Origin of the sequence: Paracoccus zhouxuedongae (genome assembly GCF_041927815.1) — a bacterium.
In the GTDB taxonomy this organism is placed as follows: domain Bacteria; phylum Pseudomonadota; class Alphaproteobacteria; order Rhodobacterales; family Rhodobacteraceae; genus Paracoccus.
This window is the reverse complement of record NZ_JBHFHM010000001.1, coordinates 42,863-64,461: the sequence shown is the minus strand read 5'-3', so window position 1 is coordinate 64,461 and position 21,599 is coordinate 42,863. Positions and strand designations below refer to the sequence as shown.

The 21,599-nt window shown below is 66.3% G+C and carries 21 protein-coding genes; 14 read left to right on the top strand and 7 right to left on the bottom strand.

Annotation, left to right across the window (positions count from 1 at the left end; translation table 11 throughout):
- Nucleotides 1-2: 2 nt before the first annotated feature.
- From ACEYYA_RS00310 to ACEYYA_RS00300, 3 genes are all read right to left on the bottom strand, one after another.
- Nucleotides 3-1,373: a cbb3-type cytochrome c oxidase subunit I gene (locus ACEYYA_RS00310; RefSeq protein WP_374796398.1), complete on the bottom strand. Its 1,371-nt coding sequence runs from the start codon at nt 1,371-1,373 to the stop codon at nt 3-5.
- A gap of 13 nt (nt 1,374-1,386) precedes the next feature.
- The gene (locus ACEYYA_RS00305; protein WP_374796396.1) at nt 1,387-1,839 is read right to left on the bottom strand and encodes a c-type cytochrome; all 453 of its coding nucleotides are present in this window, start codon (nt 1,837-1,839) and stop codon (nt 1,387-1,389) included.
- A 238-nt stretch (nt 1,840-2,077) separates the two neighbouring features.
- A complete protein-coding gene (locus ACEYYA_RS00300) occupies nt 2,078-3,289 on the bottom strand; it encodes an NnrS family protein (RefSeq protein WP_374796394.1) in 1,212 nt (403 codons plus the stop codon).
- 504 nt (nt 3,290-3,793) lie between these two features.
- Between ACEYYA_RS00300 and ACEYYA_RS00295 the strand changes: the two genes are divergently transcribed.
- From ACEYYA_RS00295 to ACEYYA_RS00245, 11 genes are all read left to right on the top strand, one after another.
- On the top strand, nt 3,794-5,608 hold the full coding sequence (locus ACEYYA_RS00295; RefSeq protein ID WP_374796392.1) for a cytochrome D1 domain-containing protein: 1,815 nt from the start codon (nt 3,794-3,796) through the stop codon (nt 5,606-5,608).
- Nucleotides 5,609-5,672: 64 nt separating this feature from the next.
- Nucleotides 5,673-6,449 carry a uroporphyrinogen-III C-methyltransferase gene (gene cobA, locus ACEYYA_RS00290; RefSeq protein ID WP_374796390.1) on the top strand — a complete coding sequence of 259 codons (777 nt, stop codon included), beginning with the start codon at nt 5,673-5,675 and terminating at the stop codon, nt 6,447-6,449.
- The gene (locus tag ACEYYA_RS00285) at nt 6,442-6,852 is read left to right on the top strand and encodes a c-type cytochrome (protein WP_374796388.1); all 411 of its coding nucleotides are present in this window, start codon (nt 6,442-6,444) and stop codon (nt 6,850-6,852) included. Before cobA ends, ACEYYA_RS00285 begins: the two co-directional genes overlap by 8 nt.
- Entirely contained in the window at nt 6,849-8,054 is a 1,206-nt protein-coding gene (locus ACEYYA_RS00280) for a cytochrome D1 domain-containing protein (protein WP_374796386.1), read from the top strand. Before ACEYYA_RS00285 ends, ACEYYA_RS00280 begins: the two co-directional genes overlap by 4 nt.
- A complete protein-coding gene (ahbB, locus tag ACEYYA_RS00275; protein ID WP_374796384.1) occupies nt 8,051-9,016 on the top strand; it encodes a siroheme decarboxylase subunit beta in 966 nt (321 codons plus the stop codon). The genes ACEYYA_RS00280 and ahbB (ACEYYA_RS00275) overlap by 4 nt, the downstream gene beginning before the upstream one ends.
- Entirely contained in the window at nt 9,013-9,486 is a 474-nt protein-coding gene (locus tag ACEYYA_RS00270) for an Lrp/AsnC family transcriptional regulator (protein WP_374796382.1), read from the top strand. The genes ahbB (ACEYYA_RS00275) and ACEYYA_RS00270 overlap by 4 nt, the downstream gene beginning before the upstream one ends.
- Nucleotides 9,483-9,965, top strand: coding sequence for a siroheme decarboxylase subunit beta (gene ahbB / locus ACEYYA_RS00265; RefSeq protein ID WP_374796380.1), 483 nt, complete (start codon nt 9,483-9,485; stop codon nt 9,963-9,965). Before ACEYYA_RS00270 ends, ahbB (ACEYYA_RS00265) begins: the two co-directional genes overlap by 4 nt.
- Before the next feature lies 1 nt (nt 9,966).
- Nucleotides 9,967-11,187, top strand: coding sequence for a heme d1 biosynthesis radical SAM protein NirJ (gene nirJ / locus ACEYYA_RS00260; RefSeq protein WP_374796378.1), 1,221 nt, complete (start codon nt 9,967-9,969; stop codon nt 11,185-11,187).
- Between the two features lie 9 nt (nt 11,188-11,196).
- Nucleotides 11,197-12,780 carry a cytochrome D1 domain-containing protein gene (locus ACEYYA_RS00255; RefSeq protein WP_374796376.1) on the top strand — a complete coding sequence of 528 codons (1,584 nt, stop codon included), beginning with the start codon at nt 11,197-11,199 and terminating at the stop codon, nt 12,778-12,780.
- Nucleotides 12,764-13,498 (top strand): sirohydrochlorin chelatase, encoded by a 735-nt coding sequence (locus tag ACEYYA_RS00250; protein WP_374796374.1) that lies wholly within the window; start codon nt 12,764-12,766, stop codon nt 13,496-13,498. The genes ACEYYA_RS00255 and ACEYYA_RS00250 overlap by 17 nt, the downstream gene beginning before the upstream one ends.
- A complete protein-coding gene (locus ACEYYA_RS00245; RefSeq protein ID WP_374796372.1) occupies nt 13,495-13,743 on the top strand; it encodes a hypothetical protein in 249 nt (82 codons plus the stop codon). The genes ACEYYA_RS00250 and ACEYYA_RS00245 overlap by 4 nt, the downstream gene beginning before the upstream one ends.
- A gap of 48 nt (nt 13,744-13,791) precedes the next feature.
- Here ACEYYA_RS00245 and ACEYYA_RS00240 read toward each other — a convergent pair whose 3' ends face one another.
- Both ACEYYA_RS00240 and hspQ read right to left on the bottom strand, forming a co-directional pair.
- Complete coding sequence (locus ACEYYA_RS00240) at nt 13,792-15,384, bottom strand: M10 family metallopeptidase C-terminal domain-containing protein (RefSeq protein WP_374796370.1); 1,593 nt, start codon at nt 15,382-15,384, stop codon at nt 13,792-13,794.
- Nucleotides 15,385-15,616: 232 nt separating this feature from the next.
- Entirely contained in the window at nt 15,617-15,943 is a 327-nt protein-coding gene (gene hspQ, locus ACEYYA_RS00235) for a heat shock protein HspQ (protein ID WP_374796368.1), read from the bottom strand.
- A gap of 183 nt (nt 15,944-16,126) precedes the next feature.
- Here hspQ and ACEYYA_RS00230 point away from each other — a divergent pair, with 183 nt between their 5' ends.
- Nucleotides 16,127-16,786 (top strand): transglycosylase SLT domain-containing protein, encoded by a 660-nt coding sequence (locus tag ACEYYA_RS00230; protein WP_459253764.1) that lies wholly within the window; start codon nt 16,127-16,129, stop codon nt 16,784-16,786.
- Nucleotides 16,787-16,820: 34 nt separating this feature from the next.
- Here the strand turns inward: ACEYYA_RS00230 and ACEYYA_RS00225 are convergent, their stop codons facing one another.
- Nucleotides 16,821-17,420: a LolA family protein gene (locus tag ACEYYA_RS00225; RefSeq protein WP_374796366.1), complete on the bottom strand. Its 600-nt coding sequence runs from the start codon at nt 17,418-17,420 to the stop codon at nt 16,821-16,823.
- A gap of 534 nt (nt 17,421-17,954) precedes the next feature.
- Between ACEYYA_RS00225 and ACEYYA_RS00220 the strand changes: the two genes are divergently transcribed.
- Complete coding sequence (locus ACEYYA_RS00220) at nt 17,955-19,202, top strand: hypothetical protein (RefSeq protein ID WP_374796364.1); 1,248 nt, start codon at nt 17,955-17,957, stop codon at nt 19,200-19,202.
- Nucleotides 19,203-19,206: 4 nt separating this feature from the next.
- Nucleotides 19,207-20,202, top strand: a complete 996-nt coding sequence (gene lpxK, locus ACEYYA_RS00215; protein WP_374796362.1) for a tetraacyldisaccharide 4'-kinase — start codon at nt 19,207-19,209, stop codon at nt 20,200-20,202.
- Nucleotides 20,203-20,288: 86 nt separating this feature from the next.
- On the opposite strand, the gene pncB is transcribed toward lpxK, so the two are convergent.
- Nucleotides 20,289-21,596 (bottom strand): nicotinate phosphoribosyltransferase, encoded by a 1,308-nt coding sequence (gene pncB / locus ACEYYA_RS00210; protein WP_374796360.1) that lies wholly within the window; start codon nt 21,594-21,596, stop codon nt 20,289-20,291.
- Between the last annotated feature and the right edge of the window lie 3 nt (nt 21,597-21,599).

Here is a 21,599-nt window from a genome sequence, read left to right as displayed (position 1 = left end):
CGTCATTCCGCGGCCTGCTGGATGACGGGGCCGGGGGTGATCACCTCGCGCCGCGGAAACAGGACGGCGTAGATGAACAACAGCGCGCCCAGAACCACGGCCACGCCCGAACCAAAGCGCATGGCGTAGAAGATCCACAGTTGATCCTGCACATCCATGAAGCCCTGGCCGTTCACCCGTTGCAGGTGGGTCTGCACCGTGCCCGCAAAGGTCAGGGTGAAGGTCATGAACAGCATCCCGCCCGACATCAGCCAGAAGGATGCCATGTTCAGCACCTGGTTATAGGGGTCACGCCCGCGCAGCGCCGGCATCGCATAGCTGATGATCGCCAGGTTCAGACAGACATAGGCGCCGTAGAAGGCCAGGTGCCCATGCGCGGCGGTGATCTGCGTGCCGTGGGTGTAATAGTTCACCCCGTGCAGCGTGTGCAGGAAGCCCCAGACACCCGCACCGAAGAAGGCCAGAACCGCGCAGCCCAAGGCCCACAGCAGCGCCGCCTTGTTCGGGTGATCGCGCCGCCCCTTCCACACCATGACGAAGGCAAAGGCCATCATGGCGAAGAACGGGATCACCTCGAGCGAGCTGAAGACCGAGCCGATCCACTGCCAATAGCCCGGCAGGCCGATCCAGTAATAGTGGTGCCCGGTGCCCAAGATGCCCGAGAACAGCGCCGCCGCGACGATGACATACAGCCACTTTTCAACGACTTCGCGGTCAACGCCGGTCAGTTTCAGCATCAGATAGCCCAGGATCGAGGCCATGATCAGCTCCCACACGCCTTCGACCCACAGGTGGATCACATACCACCAGTATTGCTTGTCCAGCGCCAGGTTCGACGGGTTGTAGAAGGCGAACAGGAACAGCAGGGCCAGCCCCCACAGGCCGATCAGCAGGATGTTGGTGATCGCGGTCTTGCGGCCCTTCAGCACCGTCAGCGTGACGTTGTAAAGAAAGATCAGCGCGGCGACGACGATGCCCGCCTTGACCCATTTCGGCTGTTCCAGAAACTCGCGCCCTTCCTTGCCCAGCAGCCAGTTGCCGTGGAACAGGTCGAACATATAGGTCACGACCACGCCCGCCGTGCCCAGCACGAAGATGCCAAGCTGGATCCAGGCCAAGGTGGGCGAGTGGATCTCGCGTTCGGATTCCTCGGGGATCAGCCAATAGGCGGCCCCGAAAAAGCCCAGCAGCAGCCAGACGACCAGGCTGTTGGAATGCAGCATCCGCACGATGTTGAAGGGCAGAAGCTCGGACAGGAAGTTCGGCTGGACATAGATCCAGCCCATGACCAGGCCCATCGTGACCTGCACCGCGAACAGGATCATGGCGGTGACGAAATAGGCCAGGGCGATCTTTTGTGTGTGATATTTCATGATGATATCCCCCTTAGCCCGCGTCGTTCGGCGGCCAGTTCTGGGTGTTGATGCGGCCCGTCCACAACAGGAAGTCGGCCAGTTGGCGGTATTCCTCATCGGTCAGGTTGAACTGCGGCATCTGGCGGCGGCCCTCGATGCCGGTGGGCATCGCGTCCATCCAGCCCTTCAGCGTGATCATCGCCGCCTCGGGGTCGTCCTGAACCCCCCAGCGTTTCATCACATTGCCCAGTTCGGGCGCGTAATAGGCGCCTTCGCCCAGGATGGTGTGGCAGTTGATGCAGGCATTCTTTTCCCAGATATGCTTGCCCGCCGCGACGCTGTCGGTCAGTCCGGCCACATCCGTCGATTGGGTCACGACATAGCGGTGGGAATGGATCGACAGGGCCACGAAGATCAGGATGAAGAACAATGATCCGCCATAGAAGATATTGCGGGCCATGCTCTTGGTCATGACATCGCGCATGGCGCAGTCCTTTTCAGAGCAGTTTCAGATGGTCCCTGATCGCGCGCCCGTGATGAGTCGGCCTTAACAAAAGTCAACGAGGCATCTTTTATTGCGGGGGCCGGGGGCGTCGGGGCCAAGTGTCCGAAAGGCTTGGGAAACCGGCTGTGCAGGCCGTGCACCGGGGCGGCACAACCTGTGCACAGAATGTACACAGGCGGCGCGCGCAGGGAATGGGCGGCGCGCAACGCGCAGGCGATCAGCCCTGACGCGGCAGCCGGGGCGCGGTCAGGATCGGCGCGTAGATCACCACGAACAGCGCAAAGCCCAGGATCCAGGCCAGACCCGCGCCGATGACCGCCGGGTAATAAAGGCCAGGCGCGGCCGAGCCGATCCAGCGCAGCAGCGCCGCGGCGATGACCAGCCCATAGGCGAGCGGCATCAGCGCCGGTGCCCGCAGGCCGCGCCCGGTATGGCCAAGCGCCGCGCGGCTCATCACGGCAAGGGTCATGGTGCCGATCGCGCCGACGCCCAGCAGATGCAGCGCCGCGACCTCGGATCCCAGGCCCAGGCCTGCCAGACCCCAGGCGATCAGCCCGACGGCCAGCAGCCCATAGCCCAGATGCAGCACCACAACCAACGCATCACGGCGCAGCGCCCAGCCGCGCCAGCCCACCAGCCGCAGCAGGGCCAGCCCACCGGCCAGCAGCGCCAACCCGCCTGTCGCCGCCTCGGGCAGGCCAGCCAGCACCGCCAGTGGCAGCGCCAGCGCGGTCAGGTTTCCGGCGCGGTCCAGCGCGGCGCGGTTGATCGGCAGATGCGCCGGCGACTCGATCCCCGCGCGCAGCAGGGCGTTGCGGGTGAACGCCGGGGTGATGCGCCCGCCCAGCACCGCAATCATCGCGCACAGCCCGATCAGCCCGGCGCGCAACCCCGCCCCGGCATCACCCCAGGGCAGGCCCAGCCAATCCAAGTGCACGCGCAGATCGGCCAGCCAGATCGCAGCGATGACGCCCAGAAACAGCAGGTTCTGCGGCTTGGGCCTGCGCAACAGTAGGCTGGCTACCTTGGCCGCCAGAAACGGCAGAAAGGCCAGATTCAGCACCGCCACCCAGACCGGCGACACGGTGCCCGAAAGGGTCATCGCCGCGCGCCCCGCCAGCCAGACCAGCCCCGCAGCAATCAGAAAGCCGCGCTGCGCGCCGGGCAGCCCGGTCCAGTTCGGCACGGCGGTCAGAAAGAACCCGGCCATGGCGGCGGCGCCATAGCCGAAGATCATCTCATGCCCATGCCAGTGATGCGGCGCCATCGAAAAGGGCAGATCGATCATCACCCCGCCCCAGGCATGGGCCGCCAGCCAGATCACCCAGACCAGCATCGCCAGGACCGCCATCACACCGGCGGCCAGAAAGAACAGCCGAAAGCCCTCGGTGGTCAGCAAATTAAGGGGGTGGACGCGGGGCGGGGTCATGGCGGGCCTCGATCTGGGGTGGAAGATGCGGCGCAGGCGGGCGCAGATTGCGTTGGCGGCCGTGACCCAAGCTGTTGCCGGAACCGGCCGCGCGCACCTTAACAAAAGTCAAAGCCGCCCGGGGTCGCCCTTCACATGCAAACCACCGCTGCTTCCTCTTTGACCAAATACTCATCCTTCCCTGACCCCACGCGCAGGCCCCCGGACCATCGCGCGCCCTGCGCCTCACGCACGAACCACCGCTGCTTCCGCCTGGTCCTAATACTCACCTTGTCGCTGACGCCGACACGCCGCTGGACCATCGCGCCCCCTGCACCTCATGCACAAACCACCGCTACATCCTCTTTGCCCAAATACTCACCCTTCCCGGACCCCACACAGACCACGCCCCCTTTCCCCAAATCCACCCTGCCGCCCACCTGACTTTGACCTGACCAAAGTCAAGGTCACGCATCGGTGAACGCGCCTAGATCAACATGCCTCACCAGCAAACGGAGAATCGCGATGACAACCCCAGCTTTCCCTGCCCGGCGCGCGCTTGCCGCCTCGGCGGCGCTGGCCCTGATTCTGGGCGTCTCGGGCGCCTGGGCACAGGATGCAGCCAAGCCCGCCGACGCCCCGGCCGACGCCGCAGCAACGGCGCATCCCCAGGCCGGTGGGCCAGAAGGCACCTACAATTCCTCGGGCGACAGCATCGAGCAGATGGGGCATGAGGTCGGCGAGACCCCGGCCGCCGCGCCCACAGGCGAGCATCCGCCGCTGACCGATGAGGAGTTCGCCGAAGCCTCGGAAATCTATTTCCAGCGCTGCGCGGGCTGCCATGGCGTGCTGCGCAAGGGCGCGACCGGCAAGCCGCTGACCCCCGACATCACCCGCGAACTGGGCTATGACTATCTGCAATCCTTCATCACCTATGGCTCGCCCGCCGGGATGCCGAACTGGGGCACCTCGGGTGAACTGACGGACCAGCAGATCGACCTGATGGCGCGGTACGTCATGATGGATCCGCCCGCGCCGCCCGAATTCGGCATGCCCGAGATGAAGGCGACCTGGAAGGTTGTCGTGAAGCCCGAGGATCGCCCGACCCAGCAGGAAAACGACTGGGATCTGGACAATATCTTCAGCGTCACCCTGCGCGACGCGGGCCAGATCGCGCTGATCGACGGCAATGATTACAGCATCAAGGCGGTGATCGACACCGGCTATGCAGTTCACATCAGCCGGATGTCGGCCTCGGGTCGCTATCTGTTCGTGATCGGCCGCGATGCCAAGATCAACATGATCGACCTGTGGATGAAGGAACCCAACACGGTTGCCGAAATCAAGGTCGGGGCCGAGGCGCGGTCGATCGAGACCTCGAAGATGGAGGGCTGGGAGGACAAATACGCGATCGCCGGTTCCTACTGGCCGCCGCAATACGTGATCATGGACGGCGCCACGCTGGAGCCGCTGAAGATCGTGTCGACCCGCGGCATGACCTATGACGAGCAGATCTATCACCCCGAACCGCGCGTCGCCGCGATCCTGGCGTCGCACTATCGGCCTGAGTTCATCGTCAACATCAAGGAAACCGGCAAGATCCAGCTGGTCGACTATACCGACATCAAGAACCTGAAGATCACCGAGATCGAGGCCGAACGGTTCCTGCATGACGGCGGGCTGGACAGCACCCATCGCTATTTCATCACCGCAGCTAACGCGGCGCACAAGCTGGTCGTCATCGACACCAAGGAAGGCGCGCTGGAAACCGTGGTGGAAACCGGCGGCCAGACCCCTCACCCGGGCCGTGGCGCGAACTTCACCCACCCGACCTTCGGGCCGGTCTGGGCGACCTCGCACCTGGGCGACGATAGCGTGGCGCTGATCGGCACCGATCCCGAAGGGCACAAGGACAACGCCTGGAAGATCGTCGACAGCTTCCCGGCGCTTGGCGGCGGTTCGCTGTTCATCAAGACGCATCCGAAGTCGAACCATGTCTATGTCGATGCGCCGCTGAACCCCGAGGCGGAAATCTCGGGCCAGGTGGCGGTGTTCGAGGTCGACAAGATGAAGGGCGACGGCACCGACCCCGAGTTCAAGGTGCTGGATCTGGCCAAGCTGGCCGAGATCACCGACGGCCAGCCCCGCGCCGTGCAGGGCGAGTTCAACAAAGAGGGCACCGAAGTCTGGTTCTCGCTGTGGAACAGCGCGGACAAGGAATCGGCGATCGTCGTGCTGGATGACAAGACGCTGGAGGTGAAGAAGGTCATCAAGGATCCGCGCCTGGTGACGCCGACCGGCAAGTTCAACGTCCACAACACCATGGGCGACATCTACTGATCGCCTGCAAGCCAAAGGGGGGCGGGTCCGCCCGCCCCCTTCGTGCCAGCCAGAAAGCCAAGTCATGACCGGAAAAGTTGTTCTGATCGGTGCGGGGCCGGGTGATCCCGACCTGCTGACGCTGAAGGCGCTGAAGGCGCTGCAAACCGCCGATGTCGTGGTCTTCGACCGCCTGGTCAGCCCCGAGATCATGGCCCTGATCCCGCCCCGCACCCGCCGCATCAGCGTGGGCAAGGCCGCGGGCTTCCATTCCGTGCCGCAAGACCAGATCAATGCGCTGCTGCTGAGCCTGGCCCGTCAGGGGCTGGTCGTGGCGCGTCTGAAAGGCGGCGATCCGTTCATCTTCGGGCGCGGCAGCGAGGAGGCCGAAGGGCTTTACGACGCCGCCATCCCGGTTCAGGTGATCCCGGGCATCACCGCAGCCCAGGGGGCCGCCGCCGCGACCGGCGTGCCGCTGACCCATCGCGGGCTGGCCACCGGGGTGCGCTATGTCACCGGCCACCGCGCCGCCGATGGCGCGCTGGACCTGCCCTGGGACAGCCTTGCCGATCCCGATACCACGCTGGTCGTCTATATGGGCGCGGCGAACATGGCCCAGATCGCCGCCGAGCTGATGGCGCGCGGCCTGGCCGCCGACCTGCCGGTGCTGGCCATCGCCAGCGCCACCACGCCGCGCGAGGAGCGCCTGACCTCGACCCTGGGTCGGATCAGCGACGACAGCCGCGCCGCCGACTTTCCCGCGCCGGTGCTGTTCATCATCGGCCGGGTCGTCAGCCTGTATCGCGCCGAGACCCTGGCCGCCGAAGTCACCGAGCCGCTGCGGATGGCCGCCCATGGCTGATCTTGCCTTTCTTTCTTGTCTCAATACGCATCCGACATCGCCCGGTGGTGGCGTCGCTGCGTATCTGGGCAAGAAAGAAGGCAGCATCGGGCGCGCCCTGATGATCGGGGCGCTGCTGGCGCTGCCGCAGATGGCGGGGGCGCAGCCGATTGCGCCGGCGCGTCAGGCCGAATTGGAACATATCGTCACCCAGGATTGCGGGTCGTGCCACGGCCTGCGGCTGACCGGCGGGCTGGGGCGGGCCATCACGCCTGACGATCTGGAGGGCCGCGACCCCGAGGTGCTGGCGCTGCTGATCCTCGATGGCGTGCCCGGCACCGCGATGCCACCCTGGCGCCCGCTCTTGACCGAGGCCGAGGCGCGCTGGATTGCCGACTATCTGCTGAAGGACAAGACCCCATGACCCGCCTTTGCGCCCTGATCGCCGCCCTGTTGCCGCTGGCCGCCACCGCGCAAGAGGCGCCGCCGCCGCTGACCCCCGCCCCCGTCCCCGCGCCTGTCGATCCGGCGCTGCTGCGCGGCACCGGCGATCTGGGCGTCGTCATCGAACGCGCCACCGGGTCGGTTCTGGTCGTCGATCAATCCGCCCGCGCCGTGCTGTGCCGGGTTGAGGGCCTGGGCGATCTGTCCCATGCCAGCCTGACCTTTTCGCCCGACGAACGCTTTGCCTATGTCTTTGGTCGCGACGGCGGGCTGAGCAAAGTCGACATCCTGGCCTGCGACCTGAGCGCCCGCATCGTGCAGGGCGGCAATGCCATCGGCGGCGCGATCAGCGATGACGGCAGACTGGTGGCGGTGTCGAATTACGAACCCGGCGGCGTCAAGGTGTTTGACGCAGGCAGCCTGGCGCAGGTCGCCGACATTTCGATGGGGTCCAAGACCGTGGGCCTGGCCGATGTGCCCGGCGACCGCTTCATCGTCTCGACCTGGGACGGGGGTGAGGCCTGGCTTCTGGATCACAGCGCCAACCCCGCCGATCCGCAGATCACCCGCATTCCGGGCGTCGGCGCCAATCCCTATGACGGGCTGCTGACCGGCGACGGGCGGCATTACATCATCGGTCTGTTCGGCGAAAAGGGCCTCAGCGCCATCGACCTGTGGGCCGATCCGCCCAAGGCCGAACGGTTCCTGCCCGATTATGGCAAGACCGAACCCGATCTGCCGGTCTACAAGATGCCGCATCTTCAGGGCTGGACGATGGCCGGATCGACCTGGGCCTTGCCCGCCGTCGGCCATCACGCCGTGCTGTTCGTCGACCCCGCGACGCGGCAGGAAATCGCCCGCACCCCGGTTCTGGGCCAGCCGGTCTTTGTCACCGCCCGCCCCGACCAGCGCGAATTGTGGGTCAATTTCGCGCCCCCCGACAATGGCAAGGTGCAGATCATCGACACCGCCACCCATCAGGTGATCGACACGCTGGAACCCGGCCGCGCCATCCTGCACATGGAGTTCACCCCGCGCGGGCATGAGGTCTGGCTGTCGGCGCGCGACGACAACAAGGTGGTGATCTATGACGCCCGAAGCCATGAGAAGCTGGGCGAGATCGCGGCCACCGCGCCCTCGGGCATCTTCTTCACGGCGCGCGCGCATCGCACGGGGCTATGACCATGGATGCGCTGGATCACCGCCTGCTGGATGACTATCAGCGTGATTTTCCGCTGCTGCCGCGCCCCTTTGCGGCGATTGGCAGCCAGCTTGGCCTGACCGAACAGGCGGTGATCGACCGCCTGCATCAGCACCGCGACGCCGGGCGCATCTCGCGTCTGGGGGCGACGGTGCGCCCCAACACCGCCGCGGCCTCGACCCTGGCCGCGCTGGCTGTCCCTCTGGCGCGGCTGGAGGCCGTGGCCGCGGCGGTCGGGGCTGAACCGGGCGTGAACCACGCCTATCTGCGCGAGGGCTGCGACTGGAACCTGTGGTTCGTCGCCACCGCACCCGATGCCGCCGCACTTGCCGAAAGTCTGTCGCGGATCGAGGCCGCAACCGGCCTGAAGGTGCTTGATCTGCGGCTGAAGCGGGCCTTCAACATCGACCTCGGCTTTGCCCTGTCCGGCCCGCGCCGGTCTTTGGGGGAGCGCCCGCCCGCCGATCTGTCTGCGCTGCAACTGGGCGACCGGCCGATCCTGCACGCACTCAGCCAGGGGCTTGGGCTGACGGCACGCCCCTATGCCCTGCCCGGTCTGGTCGAGGCCCATGTGATCGCCCGTATCAAGACCTTGCTGGGCGCGCAGATCATCACCCGGCTGGGCCTGATCCTGCGCCACCGCGCGCTTGGCTGGGCGGCCAATGCGATGGTGGTCTGGGATGTCCCCGAGGCGCAGATCAATCGCGCCGGTCCGGCGCTTGCCGCCGTGCCGGGGGTGACCCTGTGCTATCAGCGTCAGGTGGTGCCGGGCTGGCGCCATGGGCTGTTCTGCATGATCCACGCCCAAAGCCGCGATCAGGCGATGGCGGTGCTGGATGCCGCCCGCGCCCTGCCCGATCTGGCGGGCGTCGATCACAAGGTGCTGTTCTCGACCCGCTGCTTTGTGCAGCGCGGTGCCATCATCCAAGGGAAAGCCGCATGACCCGCACGATCCTGCCCCCCGACATGCTGGACGCGACCGATCGCGCGGTGCTGATGGCGCTGCAAGACGGCTTTCCGCTGACCCCGCGTCCGTTTGCCGATGCGGGCGCGGCGCTTGGCCTGGACGAACAGGCGCTGATCGACCGGCTGAAACGCCTGCGCGAGATCGGCGCGATCACCCGCTTTGGCCCGTTCTTTGACGCCGCCGCCATGGGCGGGGCCTTCTGCCTGTGCGCCATGGCCGTGCCCGATGACCGGTTCGAGGCGGTCATGACCAAAGTCAATGCCTTCCCCGAGGTCGCGCATAATTATCAGCGCAGTCACCGGCTGAACATGTGGTTCGTGCTGGCCACCGAAACCATGGGGGAAATCGCCTTGACCGCCGACCGTATCGAAGACGCCACCGGCCTGCCCGTCCTGCGCTTTCCCAAGCAGCATGAGTTCTTCATCGGCTTCAAGGTGCCGCTGTGAGCGCGCTGGACGCCATCGACCGGCGGCTGATGAAGGCCACCCAGGCGGGCCTGCCGATGACCGCCGCCCCCTATGCCGAGGTGGCGGGCTGGCTGGGCCTGAGTGAGGCCGAGGTGATCGACCGGCTGGCCGCCATGCAGGCGCGCGGCGTGATCCGCCGCGTTGCCGTGGCCGCCAACCATTACGCCCTGGGCCTGACCGCCAACGGCATGAGCGTCTGGGACGTGGCCGACGATCAGGCCGTGGCGCTTGGCCAGCAGGTCGGCGCGCTGGATTTCGTCAGCCATGCCTATCTGCGCCCGCGGGCCGAGGGCTGGCCGTATAACCTGTTCGCCATGCTGCACGGCGCCACCCGCCCCGAGGTCGAGGCCAAGCGCGCCCAGGTCGCCGAGATCCTGGGCGATGCCTGCCGCAGCCATGACATCCTGTATTCGACCCGCATCCTGAAAAAGACCGGGATGCGCCTGAAGGAGGCGTAAGATGTTTCGCCTGACCCAATACATGCGCGAATTGATCGCCCCCACCCCGGTGCGCCGCCGTGGCACGGGTGGCCCGGTCAAACCGGTGGTGATCTGGAACCTGACAAGGTCGTGCAATCTGAAATGCCGGCACTGCTATACCACCTCGGCCGACCGCCCGTTTCCGGGCGAGCTGACCCACGAACAGGCGATGGCCGTGCTGGAGGATCTGCACGGCTTCGGCATCCCCGCACTGATTTTGTCGGGGGGCGAACCGCTGTCGCGCTTTGACTTCTGGGAACTGGCCGAACGCGCGCGCGATCTGAACTTTCGCCATCTGTCGCTGTCGACCAACGGCACCAAACTGGGCGGCGACACTGCGGCGCGCGTGGCCGATCTGGGCTTTGATTACGTCGGCATCTCGCTGGACGGGATCGGCGCGGTGAACGACTGGTTCCGTGGCGTTGACGGCGCCTATGCCGAGGCATTGGCGGGGCTGCGCGCCTGCAAGGCCCGCGGCGTCAAGGTCGGCCTGCGCTTTACCATCACCGAGGGCAATGCCCACCACCTGCCCGCCATGCTGGACCTGTGCGAGGGCGAGGGCGTGGACAAGTTCTATCTGTCCCACCTTGTCTATGCCGGGCGCGGCGACAAGCATCGCGGCGAGGATACCGAACACGACCGCACCCGCCGAGCCATGGACCTGCTGATCGACCGCGCCTGGGCAGCGGTGGCGGCGGGCGGCCCGCTTGAGGTCGTGACCGGCAACAATGATGCCGATGCGGTCTGGTTCCTGAACTGGGCGAGCGACAGGTTCGACCCGCAGGCCGTCGCCCATATGCGCGATCACCTGACGGCATGGGGCGGCAATTCCTCGGGTCTGGGGGTCGCCAATATCGACCCGCAAGGCAAGGTCCATCCCGATACCTATTGGTCGGACTACACCGTCGGATCGGTCAAGGACAAACCCTTCAGCGCCTGGTGGACCGGCGATGACCCGATGCTGGCCACGTTGCGCACCCGCCCGCGCCCGCTGAAGGGCCGCTGCGGGGCCTGCGCGCACAAGGATGTTTGCGGCGGCAACACCCGCATCCGCGCCCTGCAACTGACGGGCGACCCCTGGGCGGAAGATCCCGCCTGCTATCTGACCAATGCCGAGATCGGGGTCGAGGATGACCTCGACCGGCTGACCAATGCGCCCTTCCGTGGCAAGAGCCACGACCCTGCCCACCAGTTCTTCTGAAGGCCCGTCATGCCCTTTCTTCTTGGCAAAAGTATCCCCGCCGGAGGCATCCGCCGTGTCGCCCTGGCAACCGGCCTGGCCCTTGCAGCCACGTCCGCCCTGGCCGATCCGGCGGCGCTTTACGTCGAACATTGCGCGACCTGTCACGCCGAAACCCGGCTGGGCGGCACCGGCCCCGCCCTGATCCCAGAGGCCTTGGGCCGCCAAAAGCCCGAGGCGTTGATCCACACCATCACCGAAGGCCGCCCCTCGACCCAGATGCCCGCCTTTGGCGACCAGCTTTCGCCCGACCAGATCGCTGAGCTGGCCGCCTATATCGCCACGCCTCTGGATCAGCCGCCGGTCTGGGGCGAGGGCGAAATCACCGCCAGCCGGGTGATGAACCCCGATTATCAACCCGCCCAGAAGCCGGTCTTTGACGCCGATCCGATGAACATCACGCTGGTCGTGGAAACCGGCGACAGCCATATCAGCGTGCTGGATGGCGACACGCTGACGGTCATCGACCGCTTTGAAACGCCCTATGCCGTCCACGGCGGGCCGAAGTTCAGCCCCGATGGCCGCTTTGTCTTTGTCATGTCGCGCGATGGCTGGGTGCAGAAATATGACATCTGGTCCCTGCATGAGGTCGGCCGCATCCGCGCCGGGCTGAACGCGCGCAACATCGCCATGTCGGCGGATGGCAAATGGCTGGCGGTCGCCAATTACCTGCCGCGCACGCTGACCATCCTGTCGACCGATGATCTGTCGGTGGCCAATGTCGTGCCCGTCACCGCCCGCGACGGCAGCGAATCCCGCGTCAGCGCCGTCTATCAGGCGCCGCAGCGCAAATCCTTTATCCTTGCCCTGAAAGACGCCCCAGAGATCTGGGAAATCGGCACGACCGAGGACGCAGGCCCCTTTTACGACGGCTTCGTGCATAGCCACGAAAAATCGATGGAGGAAAGCCTGGGCGCCCAACAGGGCCTGTTCGCCCGCCGCCGCATCCTGGTGGATGAGCCGCTGGACGATTTCTTCTTTTCGCCCGATTACCGCAATCTGATCGGCACCAACCGCGAAGGCACCAAGGGCGTGGTCGTCAACCTTGACGTGGGCCGGGCCATTGCCGAACTGCCGCTGCCGGGTATGCCGCATCTGGGGTCGGGCATTACCTGGATGCGCGACGGCCGCCGGGTCATGGCAACGCCGCATCTGAATGATGGCGTGCTGTCGGTGATCGACATGCAGGACTGGACGCTGGTCAAGCAGATCGAGACGCTTGGCCCCGGCTTCTTCCTGCGCAGCCATGAAACCAGCCCCTATGTCTGGGCCGATGTGTTCTTCGGCCCGAACAAGGACAAGATGCACATCATCGACAAAGAGACGCTTGAGATCGTCAAGACGCTGGACCCCGCCCCCGGCAAGACCGTCGCCCATACCGAGTTCACCCGCGACGGCCGCTATGCCCTCGTCTCGATCTGGGAGGACGACGGCGCGGTGATCGTCTATGATGCCAGGACGCTGGAGGAGGTGAAACGCCTGCCGATGCGCAAGCCCTCGGGCAAGTACAACGTCTGGAACAAGATCACCTTCAGCGATGGCACAAGTCACTGACGCAATCATTCTGGCGCATGGCCAGCCATCCGACCCCGCCCCGCAACAGGCGGTGATCGAGGCCCTGGCGGCGGCGGTCGGCGCGCTTGCGCCGGGGCTGCGGCTGCGCGGCGCGACGCTGGCCGCGCGGGGCGCGATCGAGGCGGCAGCGGCGGGCATGGTCGCGCCGCTGATCTATCCGTTCTTCATGGCCGAGGGGTTTTTCACCCGCCGCGAAGTGCCGCGCCGTCTGGACCGGGCCGGGGTCAAGCACGCGCGGCAACTGCCGCCCTTTGGCACCGAACGCGATCTGGCGGGGCTGATCGAACAGGCGCTGAGCGGTGCCGATGACGTGCTGCTGGCAGGCCACGGATCGCAGGTCTCCAAGACCTCGACCGACACGCTGGAGGGGGTGGCGGCCTGCCTGCGCGCATCTGGCCGCTACCGGCGGGTGGTGACGGGCTATGTCGAACAAGCCCCCCGGCTGGAGGATGCGGCGCGGGATCTGGGATCGGGTGTCTGCCTGCCGTTCTTCGCGCTTAGCGCGGGCCATGTGACCGACGACCTGCCCGAAGCCCTGACGCTGGCCGGTTTTCGCGGCCCGCTGTTGCCCCCCATCGGCGAACATCCGGGCGTTCCCGCGCTGATTGCCGCCAGCCTGACGGCGGCGGCGGAGGCCAGGCGCACGGTCGTCGGGGGCGCCACCGATCAACCAACCGCGAAGGGGCCACGCCCATGACCACCGCCCCGAAGGATGAGACCATGGCCCGTTGGCCGGTGTGGAAACTGGCGCTGTTGCTGTATCCCTTTGTCGCGGCGGCGGTGGCGATCAACCTGTTCCTGCTGGGGCTGATCGGGCTGGCCCTGGACCTGCCCGCGATCCCGCCGATGCAGGCGATGATCTGGGCGATCCCGCTGGGCATCCCGGCGACATGGGCCGCCGGTCGCTGGCTGCGCGGGTTGATGGATCAGGCCGAGGGATAGCGGAAAGGCCCGGCAATGCCGGGCCTTCCAGACTGTGTTGCCCTGTGATTACAGGATGATGTCGGTCGGGCGCAGGCAGGGGTTACCCTCAAGCACCAGTTGGAAGTCGGCGCAGCCATCGCCGTTCAGATCGCCCGACAGCACGCCGCAGGAATAGCGCAGTTCGCCCGCCGACCAGGACGAGGACCAACCCCAGCCCGAGAAGCACCAGCCGCCGATATAGTTGAAGGACTGGTTGCCACCGCACAGGCTGTTGGCGTCGATGGCCGACAGGTCGATCTTGTCCTGACCCGAAACGAAATCGGTGATCCGGTCGCGGTTGTCGTTACACCAGTTGGCATTGCCGATCTCGGCCGCCGATTTGAACACGAACGTGTCGCAGCCCGAACCACCCGACATGACGTCGCGGCCCATGCCGCCGGTCAGCACGTCGTTGCCGGCCTCGCCCATCAGGTAATCGCAGCCGTCGCCGCCCAGAACGATGTCGTTGCCATCGCCACCCCACAGGCGGTCGCTGTCGGCCCCGCCGTCAAGCACATCGGCCCCGGCATCGCCCGTCAGCGAATCGCTGCCCGAACCCCCGTTCAGGATGTCATTGCCATCCATGCCCGACAGAAAGTCATGGCCGTTCTGGCCGTTCAGGAGGTCATTTCCGGCGCCACCGTAAACCGTGTCCTGGCCATTGCCGGCATCCACCGTGTCATTGCCGGTGCCGCCGTCCACCCAGTCATTGCCGCCCTTGGACAGGACGTAATCATCACCACCCATGCCATAGATTGTGTCCTGACCGCCAACCTCGGTATAGGTTGTGCGATAGTGGCAGCCATCCCAGGTGGTCGTGGTGGTCACGGTGCTGTCGGTGCCCAGGATGTCTTCGTGGAAGAACGTCCCGGTTTGCAGGCGCTGCGTTTCGCTGCCGACCAGCAGGTTGCGGGCAAAGGCGTCGGCGGACAGGCCGTCGGCCTCAAGCTTGGCGGCCAGCGACTGATAGGTGCTGGACAGCGGGTCGACCAGATTATAGCCGACATAAACCCCGGCCACATAGGTCCGGCCCTGGCCATCGCCGAACGGGTCAAGCTGCTGATAGGCGCCGCCGCCCTCCCACCCGGGCATGGCCCCTTCGGGCCAGTTATCCAGCGACCACAGGGTGCTGGTGGTCGTGCGGTTGGGCAGCGTGGTGGTGATCAGATTGCCTTCGGTCAGGTTGACGGCGGCAAAGCCCGGCACGGCGGCATCGGTGGCGCGGTCGTAGGCGGCGACAACCATGGTGCCCGCGACCTTGGCGGGATCGGAATAGATGACCATGCCGATCTTGGCGGTGCCCGGATCCTGAATGCGGATGGCGGCGGTTTCGGCGACCGCATCCTTGCTGGAGGTCAGATCATAAACGCCGGTCGCATTGACCATCGGCTGCTCCAGCCCGTCGATGCCGCGGCTGATCTGCACCTTGATCTGGGTGATTTCGCCATCGGTCGGGTTCGAGGCGGTGAAGAACCGCGACCCGGTCAGCACGATGCCGCCGCCGATATAGACACCCGAGTTTTCCTTGAGCCCGTTCTGGTTGGTCACGGGGCGCAGGCGCCCGACCATGGCAACGGCCTGCTGTTCGGCGGTCAGATTGGAAAGAAGATCAAGGCTCATGGGTTCACATCCCGACAAAATACTGATGGCCCCACATCGGCGGCGCCTGCGCCTGATCTATCACATGCAGAAAAAACTGCGCGTCTTATTAATGACCTACACCGTTCAGTAATAATACCGCCGGTTGTCGGAACGGGCTTGTTCTGCGCCGCCGCTCAACCATTGGATGAGGAGGCGCCAAACTGGACGCCGCGTCACGCGAGGCGGATTCGAGGCGGAAACTGGGGCGGCGTCAGTTCAGCGGGCGCTGCGGCGCATAGCGATCGCCGTCGAAATCGCCGAACATGTCGCCCAGATCGGGATGCTCCACCGGCTCACCCGAGGCGTCGGGCATCAGGTTCTGTTCCGACACATAGGCCACGTAATAGGTCGCCTCGGTTTCGGCCAGCAGATGATAAAAGGGCTGGTTGCGGTCGGGTCGCACGTCCTCGGGGATCGACTCGTACCATTCCTCGGTATTGGAAAACACCGCGTCGACATCGAAGATCACCCCGCGAAACGGATGCTTGCGATGGCGGACGACCTGCCCGATCTGGAACTTGGCACTGGTGGGTTGCATCGGCGACTCCTTGCCGGCTGTTTACTCTTTTGTGACTGCTGCTGTCCACCATGCGCCCCAGGGCGCTGCGAAGCCGCTTTCCAGATCGGTGAAACTGCCCTATTTTCGCCGTCAAGAACCCGCAACAGGGTCACATCGGCAGAGCAGTGGCCGGCGCAAGGGCGCGGCCCGAAAGGACAGGCAATGACGCAGGCAGCCCGCACCCGCCGCGACACGCGCAACCGCACGGCCCCCGAAACCGACAGTCCGCGCCCATTGCGCGGTCGCCGCCTGCTGCATCTGGCGGTGCTGCTGTTCGCGGCCTCGTGCGGCGGCGGACGGTTCGAGGCCCCGAGGAACCTTGAGGACGCCTGCGCCATCGTCAGTGAGCGCCCCCGCTATCTCACCGCGATGCGCCAGGCCGAACGCAAATGGGGCGTGCCGATCCATGTGCAGATGGCGACGATCCATCAGGAATCAAAGTTCATCGGCGACGCCCGGACGCCGCACCAATATGTGCTGGGGGTGATCCCGGTGGGGCGGCAAAGCTCGGCCTTTGGCTATAGTCAGGCGCTGGACAACACCTGGGAGGAATACCAGAAGGAAACCGGCAACCGTCGCGCCCGGCGTGACGACATCCGCGACGCCACCGATTTCATGGGATGGTACATGGATGGCAGCGCGCGCCGCCTGGGCCTGTCGAAATGGGACGCACGCGCGCAATATCTGGCCTATCACGAAGGTCGCGGCGGCTATTCGCGCGGCAGCCATTTCGGCAAGCCCTGGCTTTTGAACGTCGCCACCCGCGTCGGCACCCGTGCCGACCGCTATCGCGCGCAACTTGCGGCCTGCGGCAGGATCTGAGCGAAACGGGGCGCCACGCGGCGCCCCGTCTGCCTTAGCGGCGCTTGTTGACCTCGGTCGGGATCGAAAAGCGCGAGGGGCCGATCTCGACACCCTTTTTCAGATCGCCCAGAATCACCGTGGTTTTTTGGCCGGTGTTGTCGGTCACGACCCACTGCCGCAGCTCGGTCGGCTTGGCCGTGAACACCATCTTGATGTTGCCATACTCGGGATGCGCCGGATCCTGGGCGGTCACGGTGGTGGTATTCTTTTCCTCGCGGTGCTGGGTGACCATGCGCGCCTGGCCCAGGTTCACATTGTCGGCCAGGATGATCGACAGCGGGGTGCGCGACAGCGGGTATTGCTCGGGCGCCTGGTTCGATTTGCCGTCAAACACCGCGACCTGCCCGCCGCCCGCCATCACCAGCGTCTTGTCCGGCGGCGCATATTCGAACCGCACCCGACCGGGGCGCGAGATATAGACCGTGCCGGTCGAGATCGTGCCATCGGCGTTGATCTGGGTGAAGTCCGACACCACCGTTTTCAATCCGTTCAGATAGCGCGACAGTTCGTTCAACGAGATTCTCTCGGCCGCCGCGGGGGTGGCAAGCACGAGGGCGAAGAGCGGGGCCAACAGGGCGGTGCGACGTTTCATGCAGGCAATATAGGGCGGCCACGCAGCGCCTGCACCGGGGAAAATCGGCGCTGACATGGATGTGCAGGCGCTGTGACGGCGCGTGAGAGGACGGGCGCGGGCGGGGTTGCAGGCCGGGCTTGGACGCGCGGCCGCATGCGGCTCGGGTTGATGGCGGTGGGTTAGGCCGTTGGCCAGCGCAGCATCGGCGGGCGCACGGCTTGGAACCGTAGCACGGCGCACAGGCGGGTTATTGCACGATGGGGCGACCGGCCCAGCAACCCCGCCAACCAAAAACCAACAGCCCCCAGAAAAACCCGGAGGGTTCCGGCCCCCGCCAGAACCCTCCGTCCCCATGCGCCCCACACTCCGCGCTTGAAACTGGTTCTGGCCGTCCTGGCCGATGCCTGATTACTAGCCCGGCAGACGATTCACTTCAACTTCAACATGCTGAAAATGCGTTGTTTTCTGTCAACCGTCCGTTAACCCTCGCGCCACCGCTTGAGGGCCGGGCCGACTGGGCCTAGGGTGGCGCGGGCCTTGAAAGGAACGGGCATGGCGGCACCGCGCGTGCATTGGCTGACACGATTGCTGGGCAATGGCACGCCACCCTCGCGGGTGGCGCGGTCGCAGGATGCGCCGTCGCGCCTTTGGCTGCACATCGGTGATGACGCCGCCGTGTCGCCTGCCCGGCGGATCGCGCGCCGGTTGCTGGCGCCCGCAACCGCGCCGCAGGTGATCCTGTCCGTGGCGGCGGGGGTCGATCCGGCGCTCTTGCCCGAAGCGGGCGCCGATGACCCTCTGGCGCAGGCGCTGCCGCTGGTCGATCCGGCGGCGATGCGCCAACCCGGCTGGGCCGAGGACGCGCTGAACCGCGACCCGCCCGATCTGGGGGTGCTGATCGGCGCGCATCCCGATCTGGCGTTGGCCGCGGCCGCGCGCGCCGCCGGTGTCGCGGTGATGGCGGTCGAGGCGCGCTTCGATCCGCCGCAGGGCTTGGCCTGGCCCTGGCAGCGCGCGGCGCGGCGCGACCAGATCCGGTCGTTCTGCCGGATCCTGCTGGCCGATCGACTGTCGGCGCGGGTGCTGCGGCGGCTGGACGTGCCTGGCGCACTGTTCGACGTCACCGGCCCGATTGCCGATGTCACCGACCCCCTGCCCTGTGCCGAGACCGAACGCGCGGCGATGGCCCAAATCCTGTCGGGCCGCCCGATGTGGGCCGCCATCGACCTGCCCGACAGCGAGATCGAGCCGGTGATCGTCGCCCAGAACGCCGCGCTGCGGCTGGCGCATCGTCTGCTGCTGATCCTGATTCCCGCCGAGGGCAGCGATATCGACGCCCTGGCCGACCGACTGGCGGCGGCGGGCCTGTCGGTGGCGCGGCGCGACCTTGATGAGGATCCACAGGACGACGATCAGGTGCTGCTGGCCACCGACCGCAGCGAATTGGGGCTTTGGTATCGGCTGGCCCCGGTCACTCTGATGGGTGGCACGCTGACCCCTGATGCCGTCGGCCGCTCACCGATGGAGCCAGCCGCCCTGGGATCGGCCATCATCCACGGTCCCGCCACCGACCGCGCGCCCGATGATTACCGGCGTCTGGACACTGGCCGCGCGACGCGCGCGATTGCAGGCCCCGCCGATCTGCCCGACGCCCTGGCCGAGCTGATCGCGCCCGACCGGGCCGCCGAACTGGCCCATGCCGCCTGGGCGGTGACCTCGGGTGGGGCGGCGGTGGCGGATGTCGTGGCGCAGGACATCCTGACCGAGCTGGCGACCGCCCGGCAGGCCCGAGGGGGATGATCTGATGCGCACGCCCGGTTTCTGGTTCACCCCGCCGCACGCGCCCGGCCTGCGCGCCCGGCTGTTGCAGCCGCTGGGCGCGATCTATGCGCAGGCGACGGCGCGGCGGCTGGCGCGCGGGGCCGGTTTGCGGCTGCCGGTGCCGGTGATCTGCGTCGGCAATCTGAATGCCGGCGGCACCGGCAAGACGCCCACGGTGATCGCGCTGATGCAGATGCTGGCCGCGCGCGGGATCGCGGCGTATGTCGTCAGCCGGGGCCACGGCGGGCGGCTGAGTGGCCCGGTGCAGGTCGACCCCACGCGCCACGGCGCCGATGACGTGGGCGATGAGCCGCTGTTGATGGCCGCGTTCGGGCCGGTCTGGATCGGCCGCGACCGGGCAGCGGCGGCACAGGCGGCGGTGGCGGCCGGCGCGCAGGCCATCGTCATGGATGACGGCTTTCAGAATCCCGATCTTGCCAAGGATCTGTCGCTGATCGTCGTCGATGCGATCCGCGGCTTTGGCAACGGCCTGTGCCTGCCCGCCGGGCCGCTGCGCGAGCCGGTGGCCGTCGGGCTGGCCCGCGCCGATCTGGTGCTGTCGATCGGCCCCGCGGCGGCGCAGGCGACCTTTGCCGCCCGGTGGGGCCAGTCCATCGCGCCGCGCCCGCATCTGACCGGGCGCTTGGCGCCGCTGCAAACCGGCATGGATTGGGCGGGCCAGCGGCTTTTAGCCTTTGCCGGGATCGGCCACCCGGAAAAGTTCTTTGCCACCTTGCGCGCGCTGAATGCCGATCTGGTGCGGTCCGAGGCGCTGAGCGATCACCAGCCGCTGACCCGCGCGCTGATGGCCCGGATCGAGGCCGAGGCAACTGCGCTGAACGCGCAGATGGTCACCACCGAAAAGGACGCCGTGCGCCTGCCCGCCGCGTTCCGTATGAAGGTGCTGACCCTGCCCGTGCGGCTGGAAATCGACGATCCCGGCGCCCTTGACGCCGCGCTTGATCGGCTTGGGCTTTGACCCCGCGCGGGGCGCCGTGAGTATTTATAAACAGAAGTAAGCAGCTTCTTCTGTTCACAAATGCTCAAGAGCGGCGCTGCAAAACGCTAGACGACAACCTTGAAGCGCGCCTGATCGCCGACACCGAACACCCGCTTGTATCGGGCGATCTCATCCTTTGGGCCCGTCGCCTTTTCGGGGTTGTCCGACAGCTTGACGGTCGGGCGGCCATTGGCGGCGACCGCCTTGCAGACCAGGCTGATCGGGGCCAGGGCGTCGCCCGGCACCAGTTCGCGGAAGTCATTGGTCAAGAGCGTGCCCCAGCCAAAGCTGACCCGCACCCGTCCCGCGAACTGGTTATGCAATTCGGTGATCCGCGCGACATCCAGCCCGTCGGAAAAGATCACCAGCTTTTTCGTCGGATCCTCGCCGCGCTCGGTCCACCAGCGGATCGCGGTCTCCGCGCCGGTCGCCGGATCGCCGCTGTCGATGCGGATACCGGTCCAGCCTGCCAGCCAGTCGGGGGCGTTCTTCAGGAATCCCTCGGTGCCATAGGTATCGGGAAGGATGACGCGCAGATTGCCGTCATGTTCCTCATGCCAGTCGGCCAGCACGCGATAGGGGGCCTGGCGCAGTTCATCCTCGCTGTCGGCCAAGGCGGCATAGACCATCGGCAATTCGTGGGCATTGGTGCCGATCGCCTCGATATCGCGGCGCATGGCGATCAGGCAGTTCGAGGTGCCGGTGAAGGCGCCGCCGCGATCGGCCGGGCCAAGCCCCTCGATCATCGCCTGCACACACCAGTCCTGCCACAGGAAGGAGTGCCGTCTGCGCGTCCCGAAATCCGCGATCTTCAGCCCGGCAACGCCTTTCAGCGCCTCGATCTTTTCCCAGACGCGGGTCATGGCGCGGGCATACAGCACTTGCAATTCAAACTTGCCCATGTCCTTCAGCACCGCGCGCGACCGCAACTCCATGATGATCGCCAGGGCGGGGATTTCCCACATCATCACCTCGGGCCACTTGCCGGCAAAGGTCAGCTCGAACTGGCCGTCCTTCTTTTCAAGGTGATAGGGGGGGAGCTGGAAACCCTCGAACCACTCCATGAAGTCGGGGCGGAACATCTGCCGCTTGCCATAAAAGGTGTTGCCGCGCAGCCAGGTGCTTTCGCCGCGCGACAGCCGCAGGCCGCGCGCGTAATCCAGTTGTTCGCGCAGTTCGGCCTCGTCGATGATCTCGGCCAGGCGGATGGATTTGGTACGGTTGATCAGGCTGAAGGTGACATCGGTGTTGGGACGGTTGCGAAACACTGACTGGCACATCAACAGCTTGTAGAAATCGGTGTCGATCAGCGACCGCACGATCGGGTCGATCTGCCATTTGTGGTTATAGACGCGGGTGGCGATATCAACCATCGG

What these genes read in the sequence shown, in the direction of transcription:
- ACEYYA_RS00310 (WP_374796398.1), bottom strand. Translation starts at nt 1,373, where the DNA reads ATGAAATATCACACACAAAAGATCGCCCTGGCCTATTTCGTCACCGCC.
- hspQ (WP_374796368.1), bottom strand. Translation starts at nt 15,943, where the DNA reads ATGCAACCCACCAGTGCCAAGTTCCAGATCGGGCAGGTCGTCCGCCAT.
- ACEYYA_RS00250 (WP_374796374.1), top strand. Translation starts at nt 12,764, where the DNA reads ATGGCACAAGTCACTGACGCAATCATTCTGGCGCATGGCCAGCCATCC.
- ACEYYA_RS00295 (WP_374796392.1), top strand. Translation starts at nt 3,794, where the DNA reads ATGACAACCCCAGCTTTCCCTGCCCGGCGCGCGCTTGCCGCCTCGGCG.
- ACEYYA_RS00255 (WP_374796376.1), top strand. Translation starts at nt 11,197, where the DNA reads ATGCCCTTTCTTCTTGGCAAAAGTATCCCCGCCGGAGGCATCCGCCGT.
- ACEYYA_RS00225 (WP_374796366.1), bottom strand. Translation starts at nt 17,420, where the DNA reads ATGAAACGTCGCACCGCCCTGTTGGCCCCGCTCTTCGCCCTCGTGCTT.
- cobA (WP_374796390.1), top strand. Translation starts at nt 5,673, where the DNA reads ATGACCGGAAAAGTTGTTCTGATCGGTGCGGGGCCGGGTGATCCCGAC.
- ACEYYA_RS00270 (WP_374796382.1), top strand. Translation starts at nt 9,013, where the DNA reads ATGACCCGCACGATCCTGCCCCCCGACATGCTGGACGCGACCGATCGC.
- nirJ (WP_374796378.1), top strand. Translation starts at nt 9,967, where the DNA reads ATGTTTCGCCTGACCCAATACATGCGCGAATTGATCGCCCCCACCCCG.
- pncB (WP_374796360.1), bottom strand. Translation starts at nt 21,596, where the DNA reads ATGGTTGATATCGCCACCCGCGTCTATAACCACAAATGGCAGATCGAC.
- ACEYYA_RS00285 (WP_374796388.1), top strand. Translation starts at nt 6,442, where the DNA reads ATGGCTGATCTTGCCTTTCTTTCTTGTCTCAATACGCATCCGACATCG.
- lpxK (WP_374796362.1), top strand. Translation starts at nt 19,207, where the DNA reads ATGCGCACGCCCGGTTTCTGGTTCACCCCGCCGCACGCGCCCGGCCTG.
- ACEYYA_RS00240 (WP_374796370.1), bottom strand. Translation starts at nt 15,384, where the DNA reads ATGAGCCTTGATCTTCTTTCCAATCTGACCGCCGAACAGCAGGCCGTT.
- ACEYYA_RS00300 (WP_374796394.1), bottom strand. Translation starts at nt 3,289, where the DNA reads ATGACCCCGCCCCGCGTCCACCCCCTTAATTTGCTGACCACCGAGGGC.
- ACEYYA_RS00280 (WP_374796386.1), top strand. Translation starts at nt 6,849, where the DNA reads ATGACCCGCCTTTGCGCCCTGATCGCCGCCCTGTTGCCGCTGGCCGCC.
- ACEYYA_RS00245 (WP_374796372.1), top strand. Translation starts at nt 13,495, where the DNA reads ATGACCACCGCCCCGAAGGATGAGACCATGGCCCGTTGGCCGGTGTGG.
- ACEYYA_RS00220 (WP_374796364.1), top strand. Translation starts at nt 17,955, where the DNA reads ATGGCGGCACCGCGCGTGCATTGGCTGACACGATTGCTGGGCAATGGC.
- ACEYYA_RS00305 (WP_374796396.1), bottom strand. Translation starts at nt 1,839, where the DNA reads ATGCGCGATGTCATGACCAAGAGCATGGCCCGCAATATCTTCTATGGC.
- ACEYYA_RS00230 (WP_459253764.1), top strand. Translation starts at nt 16,127, where the DNA reads ATGACGCAGGCAGCCCGCACCCGCCGCGACACGCGCAACCGCACGGCC.
- ahbB (WP_374796384.1), top strand. Translation starts at nt 8,051, where the DNA reads ATGACCATGGATGCGCTGGATCACCGCCTGCTGGATGACTATCAGCGT.